Origin of the sequence: Mycobacterium sp. MOTT36Y, from assembly GCF_000262165.1 — a bacterium.
Lineage (GTDB): Bacteria > Actinomycetota > Actinomycetes > Mycobacteriales > Mycobacteriaceae > Mycobacterium > Mycobacterium intracellulare.
Genome location: NC_017904.1, coordinates 4,775,792 through 4,797,207, shown reverse-complemented (window position 1 = coordinate 4,797,207; position 21,416 = coordinate 4,775,792). Strand labels below are relative to the sequence as shown.

22 protein-coding genes and 2 pseudogenes are annotated in these 21,416 nt (G+C 68.2%); 19 read left to right on the top strand and 5 right to left on the bottom strand.

The genetic code is table 11. The features are described 5' to 3' along the window. The first annotated feature begins 132 nt into the window (after positions 1-132). From mftE to W7S_RS21905, 4 genes are all read left to right on the top strand, one after another. Positions 133-864, top strand: coding sequence for a mycofactocin biosynthesis peptidyl-dipeptidase MftE (gene mftE / locus W7S_RS21920; RefSeq protein WP_014712396.1), 732 nt, complete (start codon positions 133-135; stop codon positions 862-864). Next, positions 861-2,279: a mycofactocin biosynthesis glycosyltransferase MftF gene (mftF, locus tag W7S_RS21915; RefSeq protein ID WP_014712395.1), complete on the top strand. Its 1,419-nt coding sequence runs from the start codon at positions 861-863 to the stop codon at positions 2,277-2,279. The genes mftE and mftF overlap by 4 nt, the downstream gene beginning before the upstream one ends. Before the next feature lie 8 nt (positions 2,280-2,287). After that, on the top strand, positions 2,288-3,733 hold the full coding sequence (gene mftG, locus W7S_RS21910) for a mycofactocin system GMC family oxidoreductase MftG (protein ID WP_014712394.1): 1,446 nt from the start codon (positions 2,288-2,290) through the stop codon (positions 3,731-3,733). A 78-nt stretch (positions 3,734-3,811) separates the two neighbouring features. Continuing rightward, positions 3,812-4,411, top strand: coding sequence for a TetR/AcrR family transcriptional regulator (locus W7S_RS21905; RefSeq protein ID WP_170320628.1), 600 nt, complete (start codon positions 3,812-3,814; stop codon positions 4,409-4,411). On the opposite strand, the gene W7S_RS21900 is transcribed toward W7S_RS21905, so the two are convergent. Together W7S_RS21900 and W7S_RS27915 are read right to left on the bottom strand one after the other, a co-directional pair. Then, positions 4,377-5,639 carry a cytochrome P450 gene (locus W7S_RS21900; RefSeq protein WP_014712393.1) on the bottom strand — a complete coding sequence of 421 codons (1,263 nt, stop codon included), beginning with the start codon at positions 5,637-5,639 and terminating at the stop codon, positions 4,377-4,379. The two genes, W7S_RS21905 and W7S_RS21900, sit on opposite strands and share 35 nt — an antisense overlap. A 138-nt stretch (positions 5,640-5,777) precedes the next feature. Next, positions 5,778-5,984, bottom strand: a pseudogene (locus W7S_RS27915) (hypothetical protein); the annotation flags it as partial. 110 nt (positions 5,985-6,094) lie between these two features. On the opposite strand from W7S_RS27915, the gene rpsJ reads away from it, so the two are divergent. From rpsJ to W7S_RS21825, 15 genes and pseudogenes are all read left to right on the top strand, one after another. Further along, positions 6,095-6,400 (top strand): 30S ribosomal protein S10, encoded by a 306-nt coding sequence (rpsJ, locus tag W7S_RS21895; protein WP_003873519.1) that lies wholly within the window; start codon positions 6,095-6,097, stop codon positions 6,398-6,400. Positions 6,401-6,414: 14 nt separating this feature from the next. Then, positions 6,415-7,068 carry a 50S ribosomal protein L3 gene (gene rplC, locus W7S_RS21890; RefSeq protein ID WP_014712392.1) on the top strand — a complete coding sequence of 218 codons (654 nt, stop codon included), beginning with the start codon at positions 6,415-6,417 and terminating at the stop codon, positions 7,066-7,068. Next, complete coding sequence (gene rplD, locus W7S_RS21885) at positions 7,068-7,739, top strand: 50S ribosomal protein L4 (protein WP_008260818.1); 672 nt, start codon at positions 7,068-7,070, stop codon at positions 7,737-7,739. Before rplC ends, rplD begins: the two co-directional genes overlap by 1 nt. Then, positions 7,739-8,041 carry a 50S ribosomal protein L23 gene (gene rplW, locus W7S_RS21880; RefSeq protein WP_008260817.1) on the top strand — a complete coding sequence of 101 codons (303 nt, stop codon included), beginning with the start codon at positions 7,739-7,741 and terminating at the stop codon, positions 8,039-8,041. The genes rplD and rplW overlap by 1 nt, the downstream gene beginning before the upstream one ends. Before the next feature lie 28 nt (positions 8,042-8,069). Then, complete coding sequence (rplB, locus tag W7S_RS21875; protein ID WP_008260807.1) at positions 8,070-8,912, top strand: 50S ribosomal protein L2; 843 nt, start codon at positions 8,070-8,072, stop codon at positions 8,910-8,912. 18 nt (positions 8,913-8,930) lie between these two features. Continuing rightward, positions 8,931-9,212, top strand: a complete 282-nt coding sequence (gene rpsS / locus W7S_RS21870; protein WP_008260806.1) for a 30S ribosomal protein S19 — start codon at positions 8,931-8,933, stop codon at positions 9,210-9,212. Further along, positions 9,209-9,766 (top strand): 50S ribosomal protein L22, encoded by a 558-nt coding sequence (gene rplV / locus W7S_RS21865; protein ID WP_009957089.1) that lies wholly within the window; start codon positions 9,209-9,211, stop codon positions 9,764-9,766. Before rpsS ends, rplV begins: the two co-directional genes overlap by 4 nt. Continuing rightward, positions 9,766-10,590 (top strand): 30S ribosomal protein S3, encoded by an 825-nt coding sequence (gene rpsC / locus W7S_RS21860; RefSeq protein WP_008260804.1) that lies wholly within the window; start codon positions 9,766-9,768, stop codon positions 10,588-10,590. The genes rplV and rpsC overlap by 1 nt, the downstream gene beginning before the upstream one ends. Before the next feature lie 3 nt (positions 10,591-10,593). Continuing rightward, positions 10,594-11,010 (top strand): 50S ribosomal protein L16, encoded by a 417-nt coding sequence (rplP, locus tag W7S_RS21855; protein WP_008260803.1) that lies wholly within the window; start codon positions 10,594-10,596, stop codon positions 11,008-11,010. Further along, the gene (gene rpmC / locus W7S_RS21850) at positions 11,010-11,243 is read left to right on the top strand and encodes a 50S ribosomal protein L29 (RefSeq protein ID WP_008260802.1); all 234 of its coding nucleotides are present in this window, start codon (positions 11,010-11,012) and stop codon (positions 11,241-11,243) included. The genes rplP and rpmC overlap by 1 nt, the downstream gene beginning before the upstream one ends. Next, on the top strand, positions 11,243-11,590 hold the full coding sequence (rpsQ, locus tag W7S_RS21845; RefSeq protein WP_008260801.1) for a 30S ribosomal protein S17: 348 nt from the start codon (positions 11,243-11,245) through the stop codon (positions 11,588-11,590). The genes rpmC and rpsQ overlap by 1 nt, the downstream gene beginning before the upstream one ends. Positions 11,591-11,674: 84 nt before the next feature. Next, positions 11,675-14,035, top strand: coding sequence for an arylsulfatase (locus W7S_RS21840; RefSeq protein ID WP_014712391.1), 2,361 nt, complete (start codon positions 11,675-11,677; stop codon positions 14,033-14,035). 68 nt (positions 14,036-14,103) lie between these two features. After that, complete coding sequence (locus tag W7S_RS21835; protein WP_014712390.1) at positions 14,104-14,994, top strand: formylglycine-generating enzyme family protein; 891 nt, start codon at positions 14,104-14,106, stop codon at positions 14,992-14,994. Positions 14,995-15,034: 40 nt separating this feature from the next. Next, positions 15,035-16,156: pseudogene (locus tag W7S_RS21830) on the top strand (HNH endonuclease signature motif containing protein); the annotation flags it as partial. A gap of 18 nt (positions 16,157-16,174) precedes the next feature. Continuing rightward, positions 16,175-17,614, top strand: coding sequence for a recombinase family protein (locus W7S_RS21825; RefSeq protein ID WP_050989395.1), 1,440 nt, complete (start codon positions 16,175-16,177; stop codon positions 17,612-17,614). 196 nt (positions 17,615-17,810) lie between these two features. Here the strand turns inward: W7S_RS21825 and W7S_RS21820 are convergent, their stop codons facing one another. The 3 genes from W7S_RS21820 to W7S_RS21810 all read right to left on the bottom strand — a co-directional run bounded on the left by W7S_RS21820 (position 17,811) and on the right by W7S_RS21810 (position 21,328). Beyond that, the gene (locus W7S_RS21820) at positions 17,811-19,412 is read right to left on the bottom strand and encodes a replication initiator (protein WP_139799157.1); all 1,602 of its coding nucleotides are present in this window, start codon (positions 19,410-19,412) and stop codon (positions 17,811-17,813) included. Between the two features lie 29 nt (positions 19,413-19,441). Beyond that, positions 19,442-20,890, bottom strand: a complete 1,449-nt coding sequence (locus W7S_RS21815) for an FtsK/SpoIIIE domain-containing protein (protein WP_014712386.1) — start codon at positions 20,888-20,890, stop codon at positions 19,442-19,444. Between the two features lie 96 nt (positions 20,891-20,986). Next, complete coding sequence (locus tag W7S_RS21810; protein ID WP_014712385.1) at positions 20,987-21,328, bottom strand: hypothetical protein; 342 nt, start codon at positions 21,326-21,328, stop codon at positions 20,987-20,989. Positions 21,329-21,416: the final 88 nt, after the last annotated feature.

Genomic DNA, 21,416 nt, shown 5'->3' with positions numbered 1-21,416 from the left:
GGAATTATTTGACGGCCACGGAAATCGTGGTACGGGCGGGGTAACCGTGACGAACGAGCCGACAATTCGAATGACCGATGAACGGCGCGGAAAAAAACTTATTTTCAAGCTTCAACAATCGGTGCACGCCAGGTGAATTCGTCCTACCATCACCGAGTGCCCGTACTCGGCGAACTAGGAACAGCGACGTCGAGCCAGCTGTCCGGTACGGCGGCATCGGTCATGATTCCGCTGGGTTCGACCGAGCAACACGGGCCGCACCTGCCGCTGGACACCGACACCCGGATCGCGGCGGCGGTCGCCCGGCGCGCTCGCGCCCGCCTCGGCGACGGGTGGCTGGTGGCGCCGGCCATCGCCTACGGCGCGAGCGGCGAGCACCAGAGCTTTGCCGGGACGATCTCGGTCGGCACCGAGGCGCTGACGCTGCTGCTGGTCGAGTACGGCAGGTCGGCGGGCACGTGGGCCCGGCGGCTGGTCTTCGTCAACGGCCACGGCGGCAACGTCGCCGCGCTGGGCGCCGCGGTGGCCAGGCTGCGCGCCGAGGGCCGCGACGCCGGGTGGTGCCCCTGTGTGGCCCCCGGCGGTGACGCCCACGCCGGGCATACCGAAACATCGGTGTTGCTCCATATCTCGCCGGCCGATGTCCGGACCGACCGGTGGCGCGCCGGCAACACCGCACCGTTGCCGGAGTTGCTCGGGTCGATGCGCCGCGGGGGAGTCGCGGCGGTCAGCCCGGTCGGCGTGCTGGGCGACCCGACCACCGCCACCGCCGCCGAGGGCGAGCGCATCGTCGCCGAGATGGTCGACGAGTGTGTCCGCCGCGTCGCCCGCTGGGGGCCCGGCCCCGACGGGATGCTGACATGACCTCCTCGGCGCCCCGGCTGCCCGACGGCTTCGCGGTCCAGGTCGACCGCCGCGTGCGGGTGCTCGGCGACGGCTCGGCGCTGCTCGGCGGTTCGCCGACCCGGCTGCTGAAGCTGGCCCCGGCCGCACAGGACATGCTCTGCGACGGCCGGCTGAAGGTCCGCGACGACCTGTCCGCCCAGCTCGCCCGCACCCTGCTGGACGCCACGGTCGCGCATCCCAGACCCGCCGGCGGCCCGTCGCATCACGACGTGACCGTGGTAATCCCGGTGCGCAACAACCTTTCTGGCGTGCGCCGGCTGGTGAGCTCGCTGCGCGGGTTGCGCGTCGTCGTGGTCGACGACGGCTCGTTCCACGCCGTCGAGCCCGAAGACTTCGTCGGCGCGCACTGCGACATCGAGGTGTTGCGCCACCACCGCAGCAAGGGCCCCGCGGCGGCCCGCAACACCGGGCTGGCGGCCTGCCGGACGGACTTCGTGGCGTTCCTGGACTCCGACGTGGCGCCGCGCCGGGGCTGGCTGGAGGCCCTGCTCGGTCACTTCTGCGACCCCACCGTCGGCCTGGTCGCGCCGCGCATTGTCGGCCTGACGCACAACGAGAACGTGGTGGCGCGCTACGAGGCCGTGCACTCCTCGCTCGACCTCGGTGAGCGCGAGGCCCCGGTATTGCCCCACAGCACGGTGTCGTATGTCCCCAGCGCGGCGATCATCTGTCGGTGCTCGGCCATCCGGGAGGTCGGCGGGTTCGACGAGACGTTGCAGTCCGGCGAGGACGTCGACCTGTGCTGGCGGCTGATCGAGTCGGGCGTCCGGCTGCGTTACGAGCCGATCGCGCTGGTGGCCCACGACCACCGCACCGAATTGCGGGATTGGCTCGCGCGCAAGGCGTTTTACGGCGGCTCGGCCGCCCCGCTGTCGGTGCGCCACCCGGACAAGACGGCGCCCGTGGTGATCTCCGGCTGGGCGCTGATGACCTGGACGCTGATGGCCTTCGGGTCCACGCTGTCGCGGCTGGCGTCCATCGTGCTGGCCGTCCTGACGGGTCGGCGCATCGCGCGGGCGATGCGCAGCGCGGAGACGTCGATGACCGATGTCGCCATGATCGCGGGCCGCGGCCTGTGGTCGGCGGCGCTGCAGCTGGCGTCGGCGCTGTGCCGGCACTACTGGCCGCTGGCGCTGATGGCCGCGACCATGTCGCGGCACTTCCGGCGGGTGGTACTGGTCGCGGCCGTCATGGACGGGGTGGTCGACTGGCTGCGCCGCCGGGACGCCGTCGGCGACGACGTCGAACCGATCGGGCTGCCGACCTATCTGGTGCTCAAGCGCGTCGACGACCTGGCGTACGGCCTGGGGTTGTGGTGGGGTGTGCTACGGGAGCGCAACTTGCGCGCCCTGAAACCCCAGATCCGGAGTTAGCCGCCGCCTTGACCGCAGCCGTCACGCACAGCGATGTGCTGATCGTCGGCGCCGGCAGCGCTGGATCGGTTGTCGCGGAACGCCTTTCCGCCGACGCGGACCGCACGGTCACCGTCCTCGAGACGGGCCCCGCCCTCGACGATCCGGGCCTGCTCGCCCAGACCGCCAACGGGCTGCAGCTGCCGATCGGCGTCGGCAGCCCCCTGGTCCGGCGCTATCAGACCCACCTCACCGACGAACCCGTCCGCCAGCACCCCTTGGTGCGGGGGGCCACGGTGGGCGGATCGGGAGCCATCAACGGCGGCTACTTCTGCCGCGGGCTGCCCCGCGACTTCGACCGCATCGGCCTACCGGGCTGGGGATGGTCCGAGGTGCTGGACAGCTTCCGGGCCATCGAGACCGACCTGGACTTCGACGGTCCCGCCCACGGCGACAGCGGACCCATCCTGGTGCGCCGCACCCACGAGATGACCGGGACCACGCACCGTTTCATCACCGCCGCCCAGCGCGCCGGATTCGGCTGGATCGCCGACCTCAACGACGTTGCGGCGGAACCGGTTCCGGGCATAGGAGCCGTCCCGCTCAACATCGTCGACGGAGTGCGCAGGGGGTCCGGCGCCGGGTATCTCATCCCGGCGCTGAGCCGGCCGAACCTGCGGCTGCACGCGCGGACCCGGGCGGTGCGGCTGCGCTTCGCCGGGAGCGTCGCGGTGGGCGTGGACGCGATCGGGCCGCACGGCCACACCGCGTTCACCGCCGACCGAATCGTGTTGTGCGGCGGGGCCATTGAAACGGCGCACCTCCTCATGCTGTCGGGCATCGGCGACCCCGACGCGCTGGCGGCCGCCGGGGTGCCGGTGGTCGCGCCGCTGCCGGTGGGGGCGTCGTTCAGCGATCACGCCGAGTGGGTGCTGCCCACCGACTGGACGGTGGCCCCCGGGCGCCCGGTGCTCGAGGTGGTGCTCAGCACGGCCGACGGCCTCGAGATCAGGCCGTACACCGGTGGATTCGTGGCGATGACCGGCGATGGCACCGCCGGGCACGCCGATTGGCCGCACATCGGGGTGGCCCTCATGCAACCGCGCGCGCGGGGCCGCATCACGCTGGTCTCGTCGGATCCCGACGTGGCGCCGCGCATCGAGCACCGTTACGACAGCGAGCCCGACGACGTCGCGGACCTGCGCCGGGGCATCGAATTGGCCCACGAATTGGCCGGCAGCACAATCGGTTCCGCGTCGGCGGTCTGGTCCACCTCGCAGCATCTGTGCGGCACCGCGCCGATGGGTGTCGACGGCGACCCGCGGGCCGTCGTCGACCCCCGGTGCCGGGTCTATGGCATCGACAACCTGTGGGTGATCGACGGCTCGGTCCTGCCCGCGATCACCAGCCGCGGTCCGCACGCCACCATCGTGATGATCGGGCACCGGGCGTCAGAATTCGTTTCGACCCGATAGTCTCGTCTCAGACAGGAGGTGGTCGCCATTACCGCCGGGACGACCGACCCGCGCCCCGCGAGGTCGCGGGCCAGGCTGCTGGACGCCGCCGTCACGCTGCTGCGGGCCGGGGGTCCCAGCGCGGTGACGGTCGACGCGGTCACCCGCACCGCCAACGTGGCCAGGGCGACCCTGTATCGCCACTTTCCGAGCGGAAACGACTTGCTGGCAGCGGCTTTCAACAGCCTGATACCGGCGTCACCGACCCCGCCGGCCGAGGGGTCGCTGCGGGACCGGCTGGTCGCGGTGGTGTTGGCCCAGGCCGAGTCCGTGGCCCACGCGCCCACCCTCATGACGGCGATGTCCTGGCTGGCGCTGGGGCGTGACCTGGAGGGGCTGCCCGAACCCCGGCACAGCGCCAACGCCGACAGCGCGGCGATCACCACCCTGCGCGAGCGGATCGCTCAGCAGTACGCGGAGCCGTTCGACGTCATCTTCGACAGCCCGGAGGCCGCCGAGCTGGGCGAGGTGGACCGATCCCGGGCGATCGCCATGCTCATCGGACCCCTGGTGCTGGGCCGCCTATCCACCCTGCCCGATTTCGACTACCGCGAATGCGCGCTGGCGGCGGTCGACGGCTTCCTCCACGTCCAGACCAATCGGGCTAACGCAGCGAATACCGAATCGGCAGGTGCTTGAGACCACCCACGAACGTGGTGGCGACGAGTTCGGGTTCCCCGGCGCACTCGACGGACTCCAGCCGGGGCAACAGTTCGGTGAAGAAGCTGTTCACCTCCATGCGGGCCAGCGCGGCCCCCAGGCAGAAGTGCACGCCGTAGCCAAAAGCCAAGTGCTTGTTGGGGTCTCGGCCGACATCGAACCGGAACGGGTCGTCGAACACCTCCTCGTCGCGGTTCGCCGACACGTAGGACAGATACACCGATTCGCCCGCGGCGATCGGCACCCCGCGAACGGCGGTGTCGGCGACCGCGGTGCGCATGAACTCTTTGACCGGCGTCACCCAGCGGATCATCTCCTCGGTCGCCAGCGGCATCAGTGCGGGGTCGGCGGTCAACCGGGCGCGCTGGTCGGGGTTTTCGATCAGCGCCTGCAGCCCGCCGGCGATGGTGGCGCTCGTGGTGTCATGCCCGGCGGTCGCGATGATGACGTAATAGGAGGCCGTGTCGACGTCCGACAGCGGCTCGCCGTCGACGCGCGCGTTGGCGATCGCCGACGCCAGGTCGTCGGTGGGGCGGGCCCGCCGCGCCGCGGTGAGATCGCTGAAGTAGCTGAAGAAGTCGAGCAGGATCTGCATCTGCTCCTCGGGCGTGGTGCCCCGCTTGAATTCCTCGTCGTCGCCGCCGAACAGTTCCTGGGTGAGTCTGAGCATCCGCGGGAAATCCGATTCCGGCAGGCCCAGCAGCGACAAGATCACGTACAGCGGATAGTTCACGGCGACCTCCTGCACGAAATCGCATTCGCCGCCCGCGGCCATCATCTTGTCGACGTAGCTCTTGGCCAGCTCGTCGACCCTGACCTTCAGCGCGCGCATGGCCTTGGGTCGAAACCAGTCGGCACCGATCGCGCGCACCACCCGGTGCCGGGGGTCGTCCATGTGGATCAGGGTGCGCAGGCCCATCCCGGCGTCCAGCTGGGCGCGCGCGAAGTCGTCGGCCTCGGCGGGGGCCAGCAACGGCCGCGGCTCGTTGAGGAACAGGTCGTTGGCCCGCTCGATCTCCATGACGTCGGCGTGCTTGGTGATCGCCCAGAACGGCCGGTACGGCGGACAGTCGACCAACGACACCGGTGCGTGCGCGCGCAGGTGCGTCAGCGCCGCATGCAGCCGCGGCTCGTCGGCGTACGCGGTGGGGTCGGCGAACACCTTGACGGCCTGCGCGGTTTCCGGATCGACGGTCGGTGTGCTCATGGCACTAGTCTTGGCCCCGGCACCGGCCATCTCAAGGCCTCTGACCTGGGCGTTAGCGTCGCGTAGCGACGACGTCCGGGCCGGCCGTGGCGGATTGGGCCCGGCATCTCGCCCGAATTTTGTTCGGGCCCCGATCTAGGGCATACTGTTCAGGTTGCCTTGAGCCGGGTTTGCGCCTGGTCGGGCATACGACCAGCGTCCAAACGGGCGCGTCCGGTCCCATCCTTCGAGTGCGACGAATTTCGATCGTGAAATCGGCGCGCCGAGGCCGCGTGAGGGTGACACACCCGACCGCGGGGGCCGGTGGACCACGACAGGTAAACAGCGGCGCACTATCCGGCGCAACGCTCGATCGGCCAACATCGGCCGGCCCGATCGGCGCGCCGGTGGCACTGAGGACATGGATTATTTGAGCCCGGAAACCGGGCCTCAACAGGAGCGAGGGTAGGAGAAGCGTGGCGGGACAGAAGATCCGCATCAGGCTTAAGGCCTACGACCATGAGGCTATCGACGCGTCGGCGCGCAAGATCGTCGAGACCGTCGTCCGCACGGGTGCCAGCGTCGTAGGGCCGGTGCCGCTGCCGACCGAGAAGAATGTGTATTGCGTCATCCGCTCTCCGCACAAGTACAAGGACTCGCGGGAGCACTTCGAGATGCGCACGCACAAGCGGCTGATCGACATCCTCGACCCGACGCCGAAGACCGTTGACGCGCTGATGCGCATCGACCTTCCGGCCAGTGTCGACGTCAACATCCAGTAGGGGGTTACAGAGCAATGGCGCGTAAGGGCATTCTCGGTACCAAGCTGGGCATGACGCAGGTATTCGACGAGAACAACAGGATTGTGCCGGTGACGGTCGTCAAGGCCGGGCCGAACGTGGTGACCCGCATCCGCACGCCGGAGCAGGACGGCTACAGCGCCGTGCAGCTGGCGTACGGCGAGATCAGTCCGCGCAAGGTCAACAAGCCGGTGACCGGTCAGTACGCGGCCGCGGGCGTCAACCCGCGCCGGTTCTTGGCCGAGCTGCGGCTGGACAACCCGGACGCGGCGGCGGAATACCAGGTCGGCCAGGAGCTGACGGCCGAGATCTTCACCGACGGCAGCTACGTCGACGTCACCGGAACCTCCAAGGGGAAGGGCTTCGCCGGCACCATGAAGCGCCACGGCTTCGGTGGTCAGGGCGCCAGTCACGGTGCCCAGGCGGTGCACCGTCGCCCGGGTTCCATCGGTGGTTGCGCCACCCCCGCCCGCGTGTTCAAGGGCACGCGGATGGCGGGCCGGATGGGTAACGACCGGGTGACCGTCCAAAACCTGTTGGTGCACAAGGTCGATACCGAGAACGGCGTGCTGCTGATCAAGGGTGCGGTCCCCGGCCGCACCGGTGGACTCGTGGTGGTCCGCAGCGCGGTCAAACGAGGTGAGAAGTGATGGCAGCACAAGGTTCCAAGACGCTCAAGATCGACGTCAAGACACCGGCCGGCAAGGTCGAAGGCTCGATCGAGTTGCCGGCCGAATTGTTCGACGCCCCGGCCAATATCGCGCTGATGCACCAGGTCGTCACCGCCCAGCGGGCGGCGGCGCGCCAGGGCACGCACTCGACCAAGACGCGCGGCGACGTCAGCGGCGGTGGCCGTAAGCCTTACCGGCAGAAGGGAACCGGCCGCGCCCGGCAGGGTTCCACGCGGGCCCCGCAGTTCACCGGTGGTGGCGTCGTGCACGGCCCCAAGCCGCGTGACTACAGCCAGCGCACGCCCAAGAAGATGATCGCCGCGGCGTTGCGCGGTGCGCTGTCCGACCGGGCGCGCAACGGGCGCATCCACGCGGTCACCGAAATCGTCGCCGGCCAGACCCCGTCGACCAAGAGCGCCAAGGCGTTCCTGGGCGCGCTGACCGACCGCAAGCAGGTGCTGGTCGTGATCGGACGCAGCGACGAGGCGGGCGCCAAGAGCGTGCGCAACCTGCCCGGTGTGCACATCCTGACGCCCGGCCAGCTCAACACCTATGACGTGCTCCGCTCCGACGACGTGGTGTTTTCCGTGGAGGCCCTCAACGCCTACATCAGCGCCAACACCGGTACTCCCGAGGAGGTTTCGGCCTGATGGCGACCGTCACTGACCCCCGCGACATCATCTTGGCCCCGGTCATCTCGGAGAAGTCCTATTCGCTCCTCGATGACAACGTGTACACGTTCGTGGTGCACCCCGATTCGAACAAGACGCAGATCAAGATCGCGATCGAGAAGATCTTCTCCGTCAAGGTCGCATCGGTGAACACCGCGAACCGGCAGGGTAAGCGCAAGCGCACCAGGACCGGGTTCGGCAAGCGCAAGAGCACCAAGCGGGCCATCGTCACGCTGGCGCCGGGTAGCAAGCCGATCGATCTCTTCGGCGCACCGAGCTAGCCCGACGACGAGGAAGACCTGATTAGACATGGCAATTCGTAAGTACAAGCCGACGAGCCCCGGCCGTCGCGGCGCAAGCGTGTCCGATTTCTCCGAGGTCACCCGTTCCACCCCGGAGAAGTCGTTGGTTCGGCCGCTGCACGGCCACGGTGGGCGTAACGCGCACGGCCGCATCACCACCCGCCACAAGGGTGGCGGCCACAAGCGCGCCTACCGGGTGATCGACTTCCGTCGCAACGACAAGGACGGCGTCAACGCCAAGGTCGCCCACATCGAATACGACCCCAACCGGACCGCCAACATCGCGCTGCTGCACTTCCTGGACGGTGAGAAGCGCTACATCATTGCGCCGCAGGGACTTTCGCAGGGCGACGTGGTGGAAACGGGTCCGAACGCGGACATCAAGCCGGGCAACAACCTGCCGCTGCGCAACATCCCGGCCGGTACCGTGATCCACGCCGTGGAACTGCGGCCGGGCGGTGGCGCCAAGCTGGCGCGGTCGGCCGGCGCGAGCATTCAGTTGCTCGGCAAGGAGGGCACCTACGCGTCGCTGCGTATGCCCAGCGGCGAGATCCGTCGCGTCGACGTGCGTTGCCGCGCCACCGTCGGCGAGGTGGGCAACGCCGAGCAGGCGAACATCAACTGGGGGAAGGCCGGCCGCATGCGGTGGAAGGGCAAGCGCCCTTCGGTCCGTGGTGTGGTCATGAACCCGGTGGATCACCCGCACGGTGGTGGTGAGGGCAAGACCTCCGGTGGTCGCCACCCGGTGAGCCCGTGGGGCAAGCCCGAGGGCCGCACCCGCCATCCCAACAAGGCCAGCAACAAGCTCATTGTCCGACGCCGGCGCACCGGCAAGAAGCACGGTCGCTAGGGAAGTCAGGAGTAGCACATGCCACGCAGCCTGAAGAAGGGCCCGTTCGTCGATGGCCACCTGCTCAAGAAGGTGGATACGCAGAACGAGAAGAACACCAAACAGGTGATCAAGACATGGTCGCGCCGTTCGACGATCATTCCTGACTTCATCGGCCACACGTTCGCGGTCCACGACGGACGCAAGCACGTCCCGGTGTTCGTCACCGAGTCGATGGTCGGCCACAAGCTTGGTGAATTCGCCCCCACCCGCACCTTCAAGGGACACATCAAGGACGACCGGAAGGCCAAACGGCGATGACCACGACTGAATTTCCCTCGGCGGTGGCCAAAGCGCGCTTCGTGCGGGTGTCGCCGAGAAAGGCGCGACGGGTGATCGACCTGGTGCGCGGCCGCTCGGTGGCCGACGCGCTCGACATCCTGCGCTGGGCGCCGCAGGCCGCAAGCGAGCCGGTGGCCAAGGTGATCGCCAGCGCCGCGGCCAACGCGCAGAACAACAACGGGCTGGACCCGTCGACCCTGGTGGTCGCCACCGTCTACGCCGACGAGGGCCCCACCGCCAAGCGCATCCGGCCGCGCGCCCAGGGCCGCGCGTTCCGGATTCGCAAGCGCACCAGCCACATCACGGTCGTGGTGGAGAGCCGCCCGGCCAAGGACCAGCGGTCGGCGAAGTCGACCCGGGCCCGCCGCGCCGAGGCGAGCAAGGCCGCCGCCAAGAAGGCCCCGGCCACCAAGGCGCCGGCCAGCAAGGCGCCCGCCAAGAAGGCCGCGGCAAAAGCGCCCGCGAAGAAGGCCGCACCGAAGGCCGAAGCCAAGACGTCTGAGACTTCTGACGCGAAGGGAGGCTCAGACTAGTGGGCCAGAAGATCAATCCGCACGGCTTCCGGCTGGGCATCACGACCGACTGGAAGTCCCGCTGGTACGCCGACAAGCAGTACTCGGACTACGTCAAGGAAGACGTCGCGATCCGGCGGCTGCTGTCGACCGGCCTGGAGCGGGCCGGGATCGCCGACGTGGAGATCGAGCGCACCCGCGACCGCGTCCGGGTGGACATCCACACCGCGCGCCCGGGCATCGTCATCGGTCGCCGCGGCACCGAGGCCGACCGGATCCGCGCCGACCTGGAGAAGCTGACCGGCAAGCAGGTGCAGCTCAACATCCTCGAGGTCAGAAACCCTGAGTCCCAAGCGCAATTGGTGGCCCAGGGCGTCGCCGAGCAGCTGAGCAACCGCGTGGCGTTCCGCCGGGCGATGCGCAAGGCCATCCAGTCGGCGATGCGCCAGCCCAACGTCAAGGGCATCCGCGTGCAGTGCTCCGGCCGTCTCGGCGGCGCCGAGATGAGCCGCTCGGAGTTCTACCGCGAGGGCCGGGTGCCGCTGCACACGCTGCGCGCCGACATCGACTACGGCCTGTACGAGGCCAAGACCACCTTCGGCCGGATCGGCGTGAAGGTGTGGATCTACAAGGGCGACATCGTCGGTGGCAAGCGCGAACTGGCCGCCGCCGCCCCCGCGGGCGCCGAGCGTTCCCGCCGCGAGCGCCCGTCGGGCACCCGCCCGCGCCGCAGTGGCGCCTCAGGCACCACGGCCACCAGCACCGAGGCCGGCCGGGCCGCCAGCGCCGAAGAGGGCGCCGCGGCCGCCGCACCCGCTGCAGAACCGCAAAGCACGGAGAGCTGAATCATGTTGATTCCACGCAGAGTTAAACACCGCAAGCAGCACCACCCCCGCCAGCGCGGCATCGCCAGCGGTGGCACGGCGGTGAACTTCGGCGACTACGGCATCCAGGCCCTGGAGCACGCGTACGTCACCAACCGGCAGATCGAGTCCGCTCGTATCGCCATCAACCGGCACATCAAGCGTGGCGGCAAGGTGTGGATCAACGTGTTCCCCGACCGCCCGCTGACCAAGAAGCCCGCGGAAACCCGGATGGGTTCGGGTAAGGGTTCGCCGGAGTGGTGGGTCGTCAACGTCAAGCCGGGCCGGGTGCTGTTCGAGCTCAGCTACCCCAACGAGCAGATCGCCCGCGCGGCGCTCACCCGCGCAATCCACAAGTTGCCGATCAAGGCGCGCATCGTGACTCGAGAGGATCAGTTCTGATGGCAGTGGGAATTTCGCCGGGCGAACTGCGCGAGCTCACCGACGAGGAGCTGACCGAGCGGTTGCGCGAGTCCAAGGAGGAGCTGTTCAACCTGCGCTTCCAGATGGCGACCGGCCAGCTCACCAACAACCGCCGGCTTCGCACCGTGCGTCAGGAGATCGCGCGCGTCTACACCGTGCTGCGCGAACGAGAACTCGGCCTGGCTTCCGGGCCGGATGGTAAGGAATCGTGATGGCAGAAGCCAAGAAGGCCGCCCCCAAGAAGGCCGCCGCAGCCCAAGCCGCGTCGAAGGACAAGGGCCCCAAGCACACTCCCGCGAACCCGAAGGTGCGTGGCCGCCGCAAGATGCGCATCGGTTACGTGGTGAGCGACAAGATGCAGAAGACAATCGTGGTCGAACTGGAAGACCGCGTCCGTCACCCGCTGTACGGCAAGATCATCCGGACCACCAAGAAGGTCAAGGCGCACGACGAGAACAGCGCCGCCGGGATCGGCGACCGCGTCTCGCTGATGGAGACGCGCCCGACGTCGGCGACCAAGCGCTGGCGGCTCGTCGAGATTCTGGAAAAGGCGAAGTAAGCCCTCACGCGTATGTGCGTTCGCCGAGCGTGACCTCACTGCGAAAGAACGGCCGAATTCTCGCGGTGGCGTTACGCTCGGCGCATGTCCACTGACTCGCGAGCCTTCAACGGCAAGATCGAGCTCGATATCCGGGATTCCGAACCGGATTGGGGTCCCTACGCCGCGCCGACCGCGCCGCAGGACGCACCGAACGTCCTCTATCTGGTCTGGGATGACACCGGCATCGCGACCTGGGACTGCTTCGGCGGCCTGGTCGAGATGCCGGCCATGTCGCGTATCGCCGAACGCGGCGTCCGGCTTTCGCAGTTTCACACCACCGCGCTGTGTTCGCCCACCCGGGCGTCGCTGCTCACCGGGCGCAACGCCACGACCGTCGGCATGGCCACCATCGAGGAGTTCACCGAGGGCTTCCCCAACGCCAACGGTCGCATCCCGTTCGACACCGCCCTGCTGTCCGAGGCCCTCGCCGAGGCGGGATACAACACCTACTGCGTGGGCAAGTGGCACCTGACGCCGCTGGAGGAATCGAACCTGGCGTCGACAAAGCGGCACTGGCCGCTCTCGCGCGGCTTCGAACGGTTCTACGGGTTCCTGGGCGGGGAGACCGACCAGTGGTATCCCGACCTGGTGTACGACAACCACCCGGTCAGCCCGCCGGCCACCCCGGAGGACGGCTACCACCTGTCAAAGGACCTCGCCGACAAGACGATCGAATTCATCCGCGACGCCAAAGTGATTGCGCCGGAAAAGCCGTGGTTCTCCTACGTGTGCCCCGGCGCCGGGCACGCGCCGCATCACGTCTTCAAGCAATGGGCCGACCGCTACGCGGGCCGCTTCGACATGGGCTACGAGCGCTACCGCGAGATCGTGCTGGAGCGGCAGAAGTCGATGGGCATCGTGCCGGGCGACACCGAACTGTCGCCGGTCAACCCGTACCTCGACGTGAAGGGTCCCGACGGCCAGGAGTGGCCCCTGCAGGACACGGTGCGACCCTGGGATTCCCTGAATGACGACGAGAAGAGGCTGTTTTCCCGGATGGCCGAGGTGTTCGCCGGGTTCCTGAGCTACACCGACGCCCAGATCGGCCGGATCCTGGACTATCTCGAGGAATCGGGCCAGCTCGACAACACCATCATCGTGGTGATCTCCGACAACGGCGCCAGCGGCGAGGGCGGGCCCAACGGCTCGGTCAACGAGGGCAAGTTCTTCAACGGCTACATCGACACGGTCGAAGAAAGCATGAAGCTGTTCGAGCATCTCGGCGGGCCGCAGACCTACAACCACTACCCGATCGGGTGGGCGATGGCGTTCAACACGCCCTACAAGCTCTACAAGCGCTACGCCTCCCACGAGGGCGGGATCGCCGACACCGCAATCATCTCCTGGCCCAACGGGATTGCCGCGCACGGCGAGGTCCGCGACAACTACATCAACGTCTGCGACATCACGCCGACCGTCTATGACCTGCTCGGCCTGACACCGCCGGAAACGGTCAAGGGCATCGCACAGAAGCCACTGGATGGCGTGAGTTTCAAAGCGGCACTTGACGATCCGAAGGCCACCACCGGCAAGAACACCCAGTTCTACACCATGCTGGGTACCCGCGGGATCTGGCACGAGGGCTGGTTCGCCAACACGGTGCACGCGGCCACACCGGCCGGCTGGTCGCATTTCGACGCCGATCGCTGGGAGCTGTTCCACATCGAGGCCGACCGCAGCCAGTGCCACGACCTTGCGGCCCAAAAGCCGGAGAAACTCGAGGAACTCAAGGCGTTGTGGTTCTCGGAGGCCGCCAAGTACAACGGGCTGCCGCTCTCGGATTTCAACATCCTGGAGACCCTGGGGCGGTCGCGGCCGTATCTGGTCGGCGAACGGTCCAGCTACGTCTACTATCCCGATTGCGCGGACGTGAGCATCGGCGCCGCCGCCGAGATCCGCGGCCGCTCGTTCTCGGTGCTGGCCGAGGTGACCATCGATACCACCGGCGCCGAGGGTGTGCTGTTCAAGCAGGGCGGCGCGCACGGCGGGCACGTGTTGTTCATCCAGGACGGGCGGCTGCATTACGTGTACAACTTCCTCGGCGAGCGCCAGCAGGAGGTCTCCTCGGCGCAGGCCGTGCCGTTGGGCAGGCATCTGTTCGGCGCCAGCTATTCGCGGACCGGCACGGTCGAAAACAGTCATACGCCGCTCGGTGACCTGACGCTGTTCATCGATGACGAGGTCGTCGGCACGCTCGCCGGGGTGAGCACCCACCCCGGCACCTTCGGGTTGGCGGGCGCCGGCATCACCGTCGGTCGCAACGGCGGATCGGGTGTGTCCAGTCGCTTCAAGGCGCCGTTCGCGTTCACCGGCGGGACCATTGCCCAGGTCACCGTCGACCTGTCCGGCCGGCCCTATCGGGACGTGGAAACCGAGATCGCGCTGGCCTTTTCGCGCGACTGACGCGGCCGCGCGAGCGAGCGCCGGCGACGCCTGGATCGATCGAGCGGGGTTCGTCATACCCTGGACTGGTGCTGAGCGAACTGGTCGACCTCCCCGGCGGGTCATTCCGCATGGGCTCGACCAGCTTCTACCCGGAAGAGGCGCCGATCCATACGGTCACCATCGGTCCCCTTGCGGTGGAACGGCACCCGGTGACCAATGCGCAGTTCGCCGAATTCGTCGACGCCACCGGGTATCTCACGGTGGCCGAGCAACCGATCGACCCGGCGCTGTTTCCCGGTGCGGATCCCGACGATCTGTGCCCGGGCGCAATGGTTTTCCGGCCGACGCCGGGGCCGGTGGACCTGCGTGACTGGCGACAGTGGTGGCAGTGGGTGCCGGGCGCGAGCTGGCGTCATCCGTTCGGGCCCGACAGCGACGTGGCCGACCGCGGCGATCACCCGGTGGTGCAGGTCGCCTACCCCGACGCGGCCGCCTACGCGCGCTGGGCGGGGCGGCGGCTGCCGACCGAGGCCGAGTGGGAGTACGCGGCCCGCGCCGGAAGCACCACGACGTACTCGTGGGGTGACGAGGTCACCAGCGATGGCCGGCTGATGGCCAACACCTGGCAGGGCAGCTTCCCCTACCGCAATGACGGGGCGCTCGGCTGGGTGGGGACCTCGCCGGTGGGCACGTTTGCGCCCAACGCGTTCGGCCTCGTCGACATGATCGGCAACGTCTGGGAATGGACCGCCACCGAATTCTCGCCGCACCATCGGCTCCATTCGCCGCCCAAGGCGTGCTGCACCCCGCCGGGCCCCGCCGACCCGTCCGTCAGCCAGACGTTGAAGGGCGGCAGCCACCTGTGCGCGCCGGAGTACTGCCACCGATACCGGCCGGCGGCCCGGTCCCCGCAATCGCAGGACTCCGCGACCACCCACATCGGGTTTCGCTGCGTGGCGGATTCGCGGTCGGGCTAGGCCGGGCGGCTTGTCGGACCCCTGTGGCATAGTCGAATGTATGTTCGATGAGGTGCGGCGGCGTGCGGTGATCGCGGAGCTTGATGAGCTCGTTGAGCGGTGTCATCCGTCGTCGACGCCGGAGTCGGCGGCCCTGTTGGAACAGATCGGGGTTGTGGCGCGCGTGGAGAATCGGGCGGCGGCGGCGCAGTTGGTGGCGGTCGGGGAGTTGTTTGCCTATCGGCTCTCGCGCTGTGCGGAGAGCGAGGAGTGGGCGGTGGACACCGAGGCGGCGGTGGCCGCGGAGGTGGGCGCGCAGTTGCGGATCGGCCAGGGCCTGGCCGCGAGCCGGGTGCGTTATGCCCGCGCGATGCGCGAACGCCTGCCGAAAGTGGGGGCGGTGTTTGCCGCCGGGGATATCGATTACCGGATGTTTCAGACCATTGTGTTCCGCACGGATCTGATTACCGACCTCGATGTGTTGCGTTCGGTGGACGCGGTGTTGGCGGCCACGGTGGGCCGCTGGCCGTCGTTGAGTCAGGGCCGGTTGGCCGCCCAGGTCGACAAGATCGTGGCCAAGGCGGATGTGGATGCGGTGCGCCGGCGCCAGGAGCGCGTGGCCGGCCGGCAGGTGTGGATGGCCGACATGGGCGATGGGCTGGCGCATCTGGAGGGCACCCTGTACGCCCCGGATGCGCACGCGTTGGATCGGCGCCTGGATGCGTTGGCGGCCACGGTGTGTGCGCATGACCCACGGACTCGGGAGCAGCGCCGCGCTGATGCGTTGGGGGCGTTGGCCGCCGACGCCGACTGGTTGGGGTGTCGTTGCGGCCGCTCGGATTGTGCGGCCGGGGGCCGGGCCGCGGGCCCGGTGGTGATTCATGTGATCGCCCCGCAGACCAGCGCGGGGTGGGCGCCGGGCGTGCAGATCGGTGCCGAGGGATTGATCCCGCCGGAGGTGCTGGCCGAGTTGGCGGCCTCGGCGCGGCTGGTGCCGTTGGCCCATCCCGCCGATGCGCCGCCGGAGGCGGGGTATGTGCCCTCGCGGGCGTTGGCCGATTTCGTGCGGTGTCGGGATCTGACGTGTCGCTGGCCCGGCTGTGATCGCCCGGCCACCGCCTGCGATGTGGACCACACCATCCCGTACGCCGCCGGTGGGCCCACGCATGCCTCGAAGCTGAGATGATGTTAAACTACCCTCATGTCGCGCCGGAAAACCACTGCTCAGCGGGTCGGTGTCGAATCTGCGGCAATCTACGCTCGCATCTCCGCTGATGTTGAGGGCGCTGGATTAGGGGTCGCTCGTCAGTTGGAGGATTGCCGCAAGCTGGCCGCCGATCGGGGCTGGCCGGTCGGGGCTGAGTATGTCGACAACGACGTGTCGGCCTTCTCCGGTAAACCGCGCCGCGAGTACGCACGGATGCTGGCCGATCTGCAGTCGGGTGCGCGGGATGCGGTGATCGTTTACAACTTGGATCGGTTGCATCGCCGCCCGGTGGAGCTGGAAGAGTTCGTCGCGTTGTGTGAATCGGTAGGAGTGCGCGACGTGGCCACCGTGACCGCCGATATCGATCTGGGCAATGATGACGGGTTGTTCATGGCCCGGATTTTCGCCGCGTTCGCCGCCAAAGAGTCCGGACGCAAATCCGCGCGCATCCGCCGCAGGATGTTGCAGAACGCCGAACAAGGACGCCCGCACGGCTCGGTGCGCCCGTTCGGCTACGAACCCGACAAGATCACCGTGCGTGAGCCGGAGGCCGCCGTGGTGCGCGAGATGGTGGACCGGTATCTGGCGGGGGCCTCGATCCGCTCATTGACGATGTGGCTCAACGATTCCGGCATCGCGCCGGCGGCATCAAAGTCGTGGCGGACCTCAGCGGTACGCCAAATCCTATGCTCGGGTCGCATCGCGGGACTGCGCGAGCATCACGGCCAAGTCATCGGTGAGGCCGCGTGGCCAGCGATCATCACCCCGGCACAGCGGGACCAGGTATTGGCCCGCATGACCGCCCGCGCGCTTGCCAAGACCCGCGCCCCGCGCACCTACCTGCTGTCGGGGTTGCTGCGCTGCGGGCGCTGCGGCAACCGGTTGTATTCCCAAGCCCGCCATGTCAATCCCGAGAACCGGGTGCGCCGCTATGTGTGCTTATCCGGCCCGGATCAGGGCGGCTGCGGCCGTCTGACGGTCGTGGCCCAACCCGTCGAAGAGCTGTTGACCGACGCGGTGCTGACCCGGCTGGACTCTCCGGCTCTGGCCGATGCGTTGGCGGGCAGGGCCAGCGTGGATGCCGATGTGGCGGCGTTGTCGGCCCGGCTCGACGCCGACACTACCCGTTTGGATGAGCTGGCCGCGCTGTATGCGAACGGTGCCGTGACCGCGCGGGAATGGATCGCCGCACGTGACCCGATCATCGCTCGTATCGCCGAAACACGCCGAGCGATCGCGGCCGCGACCGATACCACCGATGTGCAGGAGTTGGCCGGCACCGGGCGTCTGCTCCGACTGCAGTGGGACAGCTTGGACATTGACCGTCAACAGGCAGTCATCAGATCGGTGCTCGATCACGCCGTCATCGCTCCGGGGACCCCTGGGTCGCGCAGCCTGGATATCGCCCGGGTGCGACCGGTGTGGCGGACCTGAACCGAGGACCGCGCCGGGTGGCTTGCTCCGAGCAGGGTGGCGATGCGTGCGATGACCGTTGGGTCGGTGATGGTGACTGGCACGTTCTGGCGTTCACATGAGGAGGTCAGCCAGGCGACGAATTCGGGGCGCTCATAGGGCGGGAGGGCACCAGCCTCGTAGTTGCTAGCGGCGGCGTCCGCGGGTGTGGTGGCCATCACCCTGCCCCGTGTGGGTTTGGCGGGATGCGGGTGGCGACAGCCTGGGATTCGGTGATGCCAGTGATCCGAGCGCCGATGTGGCGCAGGGCTGCGGAGATGACCAGGACGCGATCTCCGGCGCTGGTGTGTCCTGCGCGGTCGAACTCCCACAGCATCTCGTCGGTGTCAATCGGTTCGTGTCGATCACCAGCGGCACCGGTCACGTGTTGGCCCGAGCGGGATGGTTGGGTATCGCCCTGTTGCCCTGATCGTTTGGTCATCTGGTGGCGGGTCCAGGTGGCGCGGGCGGCGCGTAGGGCGCCCATGGTGGTTGAGTAGTGCCGGGATTTGGTGGTGATGTGGCCGCGGTAGCCCAGGGTGTGCAGCCAGCGTCCGATTCCCACCAACGACGGGCCTGCGGATGCAGTGTGTTCGGCGAGTTCGGCGATGGTGGCCAGGATCGCGCGTATGTGTTCGGTGATGTCGAGGTCGCGGATTGCTTCGGCGGTGAGGCGACGGGCGGTGATGCCGAAGTCGTGTAGGGATTTGGTGACGTATTTGGCCAGGTAGGCCGCGACCCGGCGCGGCGAGAGCCGCGATACCGAAGTGCCCGCGGTGTCGTTGATTGTGGAATCGTTTGCGGCTGCCGTGGTTTCGGGTGCCAATGGTTGGGTGTCGGTCTGGGCGCCGAATCGTAGGGTGCGCAAGCCGCCCTGGGTGGGGCCGCGGTCGCCGGCGTCTATGTCGATGCGGACGTGGCGGGCGGCGCGCTGGATCAGCGCGGCTAGGTCGGCGGGGATGATCGGTGACGACCAGTTGGTGTGCTGGTCGGTTACCGGACGGGGCTCCCCACCACCCCCGGCGGCGGCGGGGCCGTGACGATCGTGGTCACCCGATCCTGGGGTGTCGTTGTCGGCCGGTGGCGGGTCGAGGCGGATCAGCGCGTGGATATGGGGGATGGCGCGGGCTTGCAGTTCAACGACTTTGACGAAGCTGACCCGCACCGAACCGGGCTTGACGCCAACTGTTTTCAGGTGCGTCGAGACGGCTCGCCGTAGTGCGATGGTGAAGCGCCGCCACAGTTCGGGCAGATGCCAGGTGAACAAGACATGCCCGAGGTAGTCGTAGCACTCGTGGCACAGCGGTTGCCCCACCACGGGGTCATCGACATGGTGGGTGGCGTTGCAGCGCAAGGGTGTTCCGTGCCGGCAACGGTCCGCCGACCTGTTCCGTGCGGTGTGGCAGGGTGTGCCGGTGGCGTTGTGCACCGCCCCGTAACTGGGCGCGGTCATGGTGGCGAACACTTGCGGTCGGGCCGCGACCTCAACGGGTATGTCGTGATGGCCGCCGGCGGCTCCGGCGTGCACGAGTTGCCAGGTGTCGCGGGCGTAGAGGTCTGAGCATGATGGGCACACCGCGTGACGGCGGTTGTTGCAGCGTGTCCACACGGTGTGGCTACGCCCGGCGGTGTCAGCACCGGACAGCTGGATCGGGTGGGCGCAAAACCCGACCGATTCGGCGCGATGCCACCACGACCCAAACCCGGGGGAGGCGGCGCGGCGCAGCATCTGGGCGATCACCGGCCCGGGATCCACGGTGCTCGGCAGCCCTGGCAACATGACCGGCGGGCTGTCCGCAGCGACGGCTGTCACCGCTGCCCCTGGCCGTCTCGGTAGTCCGGGCGCTCTGTTCGGTTTCTCACCGTGCCTGGTGTACGGCGCCGGGGTGCGGGGAATGTTCGGGCCAGGGCGGTGATATCGCGGTCGGTGACGTGAAAGGCTCGCACCCGTATCGGGTCGGCGGTGCCGTCGATCATCACGTACCCGACACCGGGTGTGGCATCAGCGATCAGGTCGCATTCGGCGCCGGCATCGCGAGCTGCTTGGCCCAACACCATCGCGGTTTGGGTGGCTTCGGTCATGCGCAGCCCGATCCGCACGGTGAACAACTGCCGCACCGGCAGGTTGTCTTTGGCCGGGTCTTGCACCGCGGCGATCACCGAGATCCCCACCGCGCGGCCCTGAGAGAGCAGCAGGCCCAGCAGCTGTTCGATTTCGGTGCGCAGTTTGCGGTCGGTGACGTAGGCGGTCAGCGCGGCGATCTCGTCGATGACGACCACGATCAGCGGTTCGCTGGTGCTGGGGGTGTGCAGGCGGGTGCGTCCGCGCAGCCGGTTGGTCCGCGCCTGCATCAATTCCACCAGCTGGCGCAGCAGTGCGACGGTGGGTTCGCCGGTGTTGTGGCTGAACACCGAAAACATCGGTGCGCCGGCGCCCAGTTCCATGCCGCCTTTGGGGTCGATCACGCACAGCCGCACCCGGCCTGTCGCGACGTGTGGTGCCAGTCCGGCGATCAGTGACCACAGCACCGAGCCCTTCCCAGATCCGGTGGCACCGGCGATCAGGATGTGCTGCCCCAGCACAGGCAACTGCCACCACATCCGCGTCTCAGTGATGCCGACGCGCACCGCGGCCAGGTCGACCGGGGTTGCTCGCGTTGGCATGGGCAGGGCGATGGGTTGGGCCAGCACGTCACCGCGACTGATGATGATCTGCAGCTCGCCGGGGGCCGTGGCGCGGATGGTGAGCCGCTCGGCCCGCCACGCCGCCGCCAGCGCGTCGCCGCGTTTCTGCCAATCAGCAATCGACTGGCCGGCCAGTACCCGCAGGCTCAGTATGTCGGTGTGGCTGCCGATCTGCACCGACCGCAATGCCGGGACCAGGGTGCGTTCACCGAGCCGGGCGGTCAAACCGTGCAGGACGCACACCGACTCCCAGTTGCGGCGGTATCGCCACCACGACAGCCAGCGTTGGCGCACCGGGACGGTCACCCACGCGGTAAACGAGGACGGCTCCAACACGGCCCAGCCGATATAGGCGGCGACGGACAAGACGGCGGTCAGCAGGCCCGCGCGGGGGCCGTGGGCGAGGGCGAACCACATCGAGACGATGATCGGGATACTGAGCGTGGGGAAAAGGATTGCCCACCACAGCAGCTGCCCGGCGGCTTTGACTACTGCCCAGATCAGCTCGCCGATCCAGTCGTCATCAGATGCTTGATTAGTGTTGTGGTTCTTACGGTTTGAGGTGTTCGACATGATGGCACGCTTTCCATTGCGACGGGTTGGGGTGTTGTCGGGAAGGCTGGCCCGACAGCTCGCGCTCGTGCGGGTGCTGTCGGGCCAGACCCTCGGCTACCGGGCCTGCTGGCCCGCCTTCGCGGCGGCCCCAGCCGGGTCGGCGGCGGTTATGGTTTCGGCGCGATACGCGATGCCTGAGCGGCCGTCTTGCGACCACGGCAACGCCACCAGGCCCGACACCGCAACCGGTTGGCCGACAGTGACTTTGGGCTCACCGACCACGGTCACCGCGAGCACCTCGCCACCGGTGGCATCAAGGGCGATCAGCTGGACCTGCCATAACGCCTGCCCGGTGGCTTTGTCGATTCGTGGTGCGCCGGTGTCGAAGTTGGTGCGCTGCTCCGGAATCCGGGTGCACAGGAACGTCACGCCGGTGGTCTCGATTCGTAACTTCATGGATTGCTGTCCTTTCTCGTGGTGTTGACGCGGTCTGTTCGGCCGCGACTCAAGGACAGCGCCACCCCGGCTGCCGCCGGAAGTGACA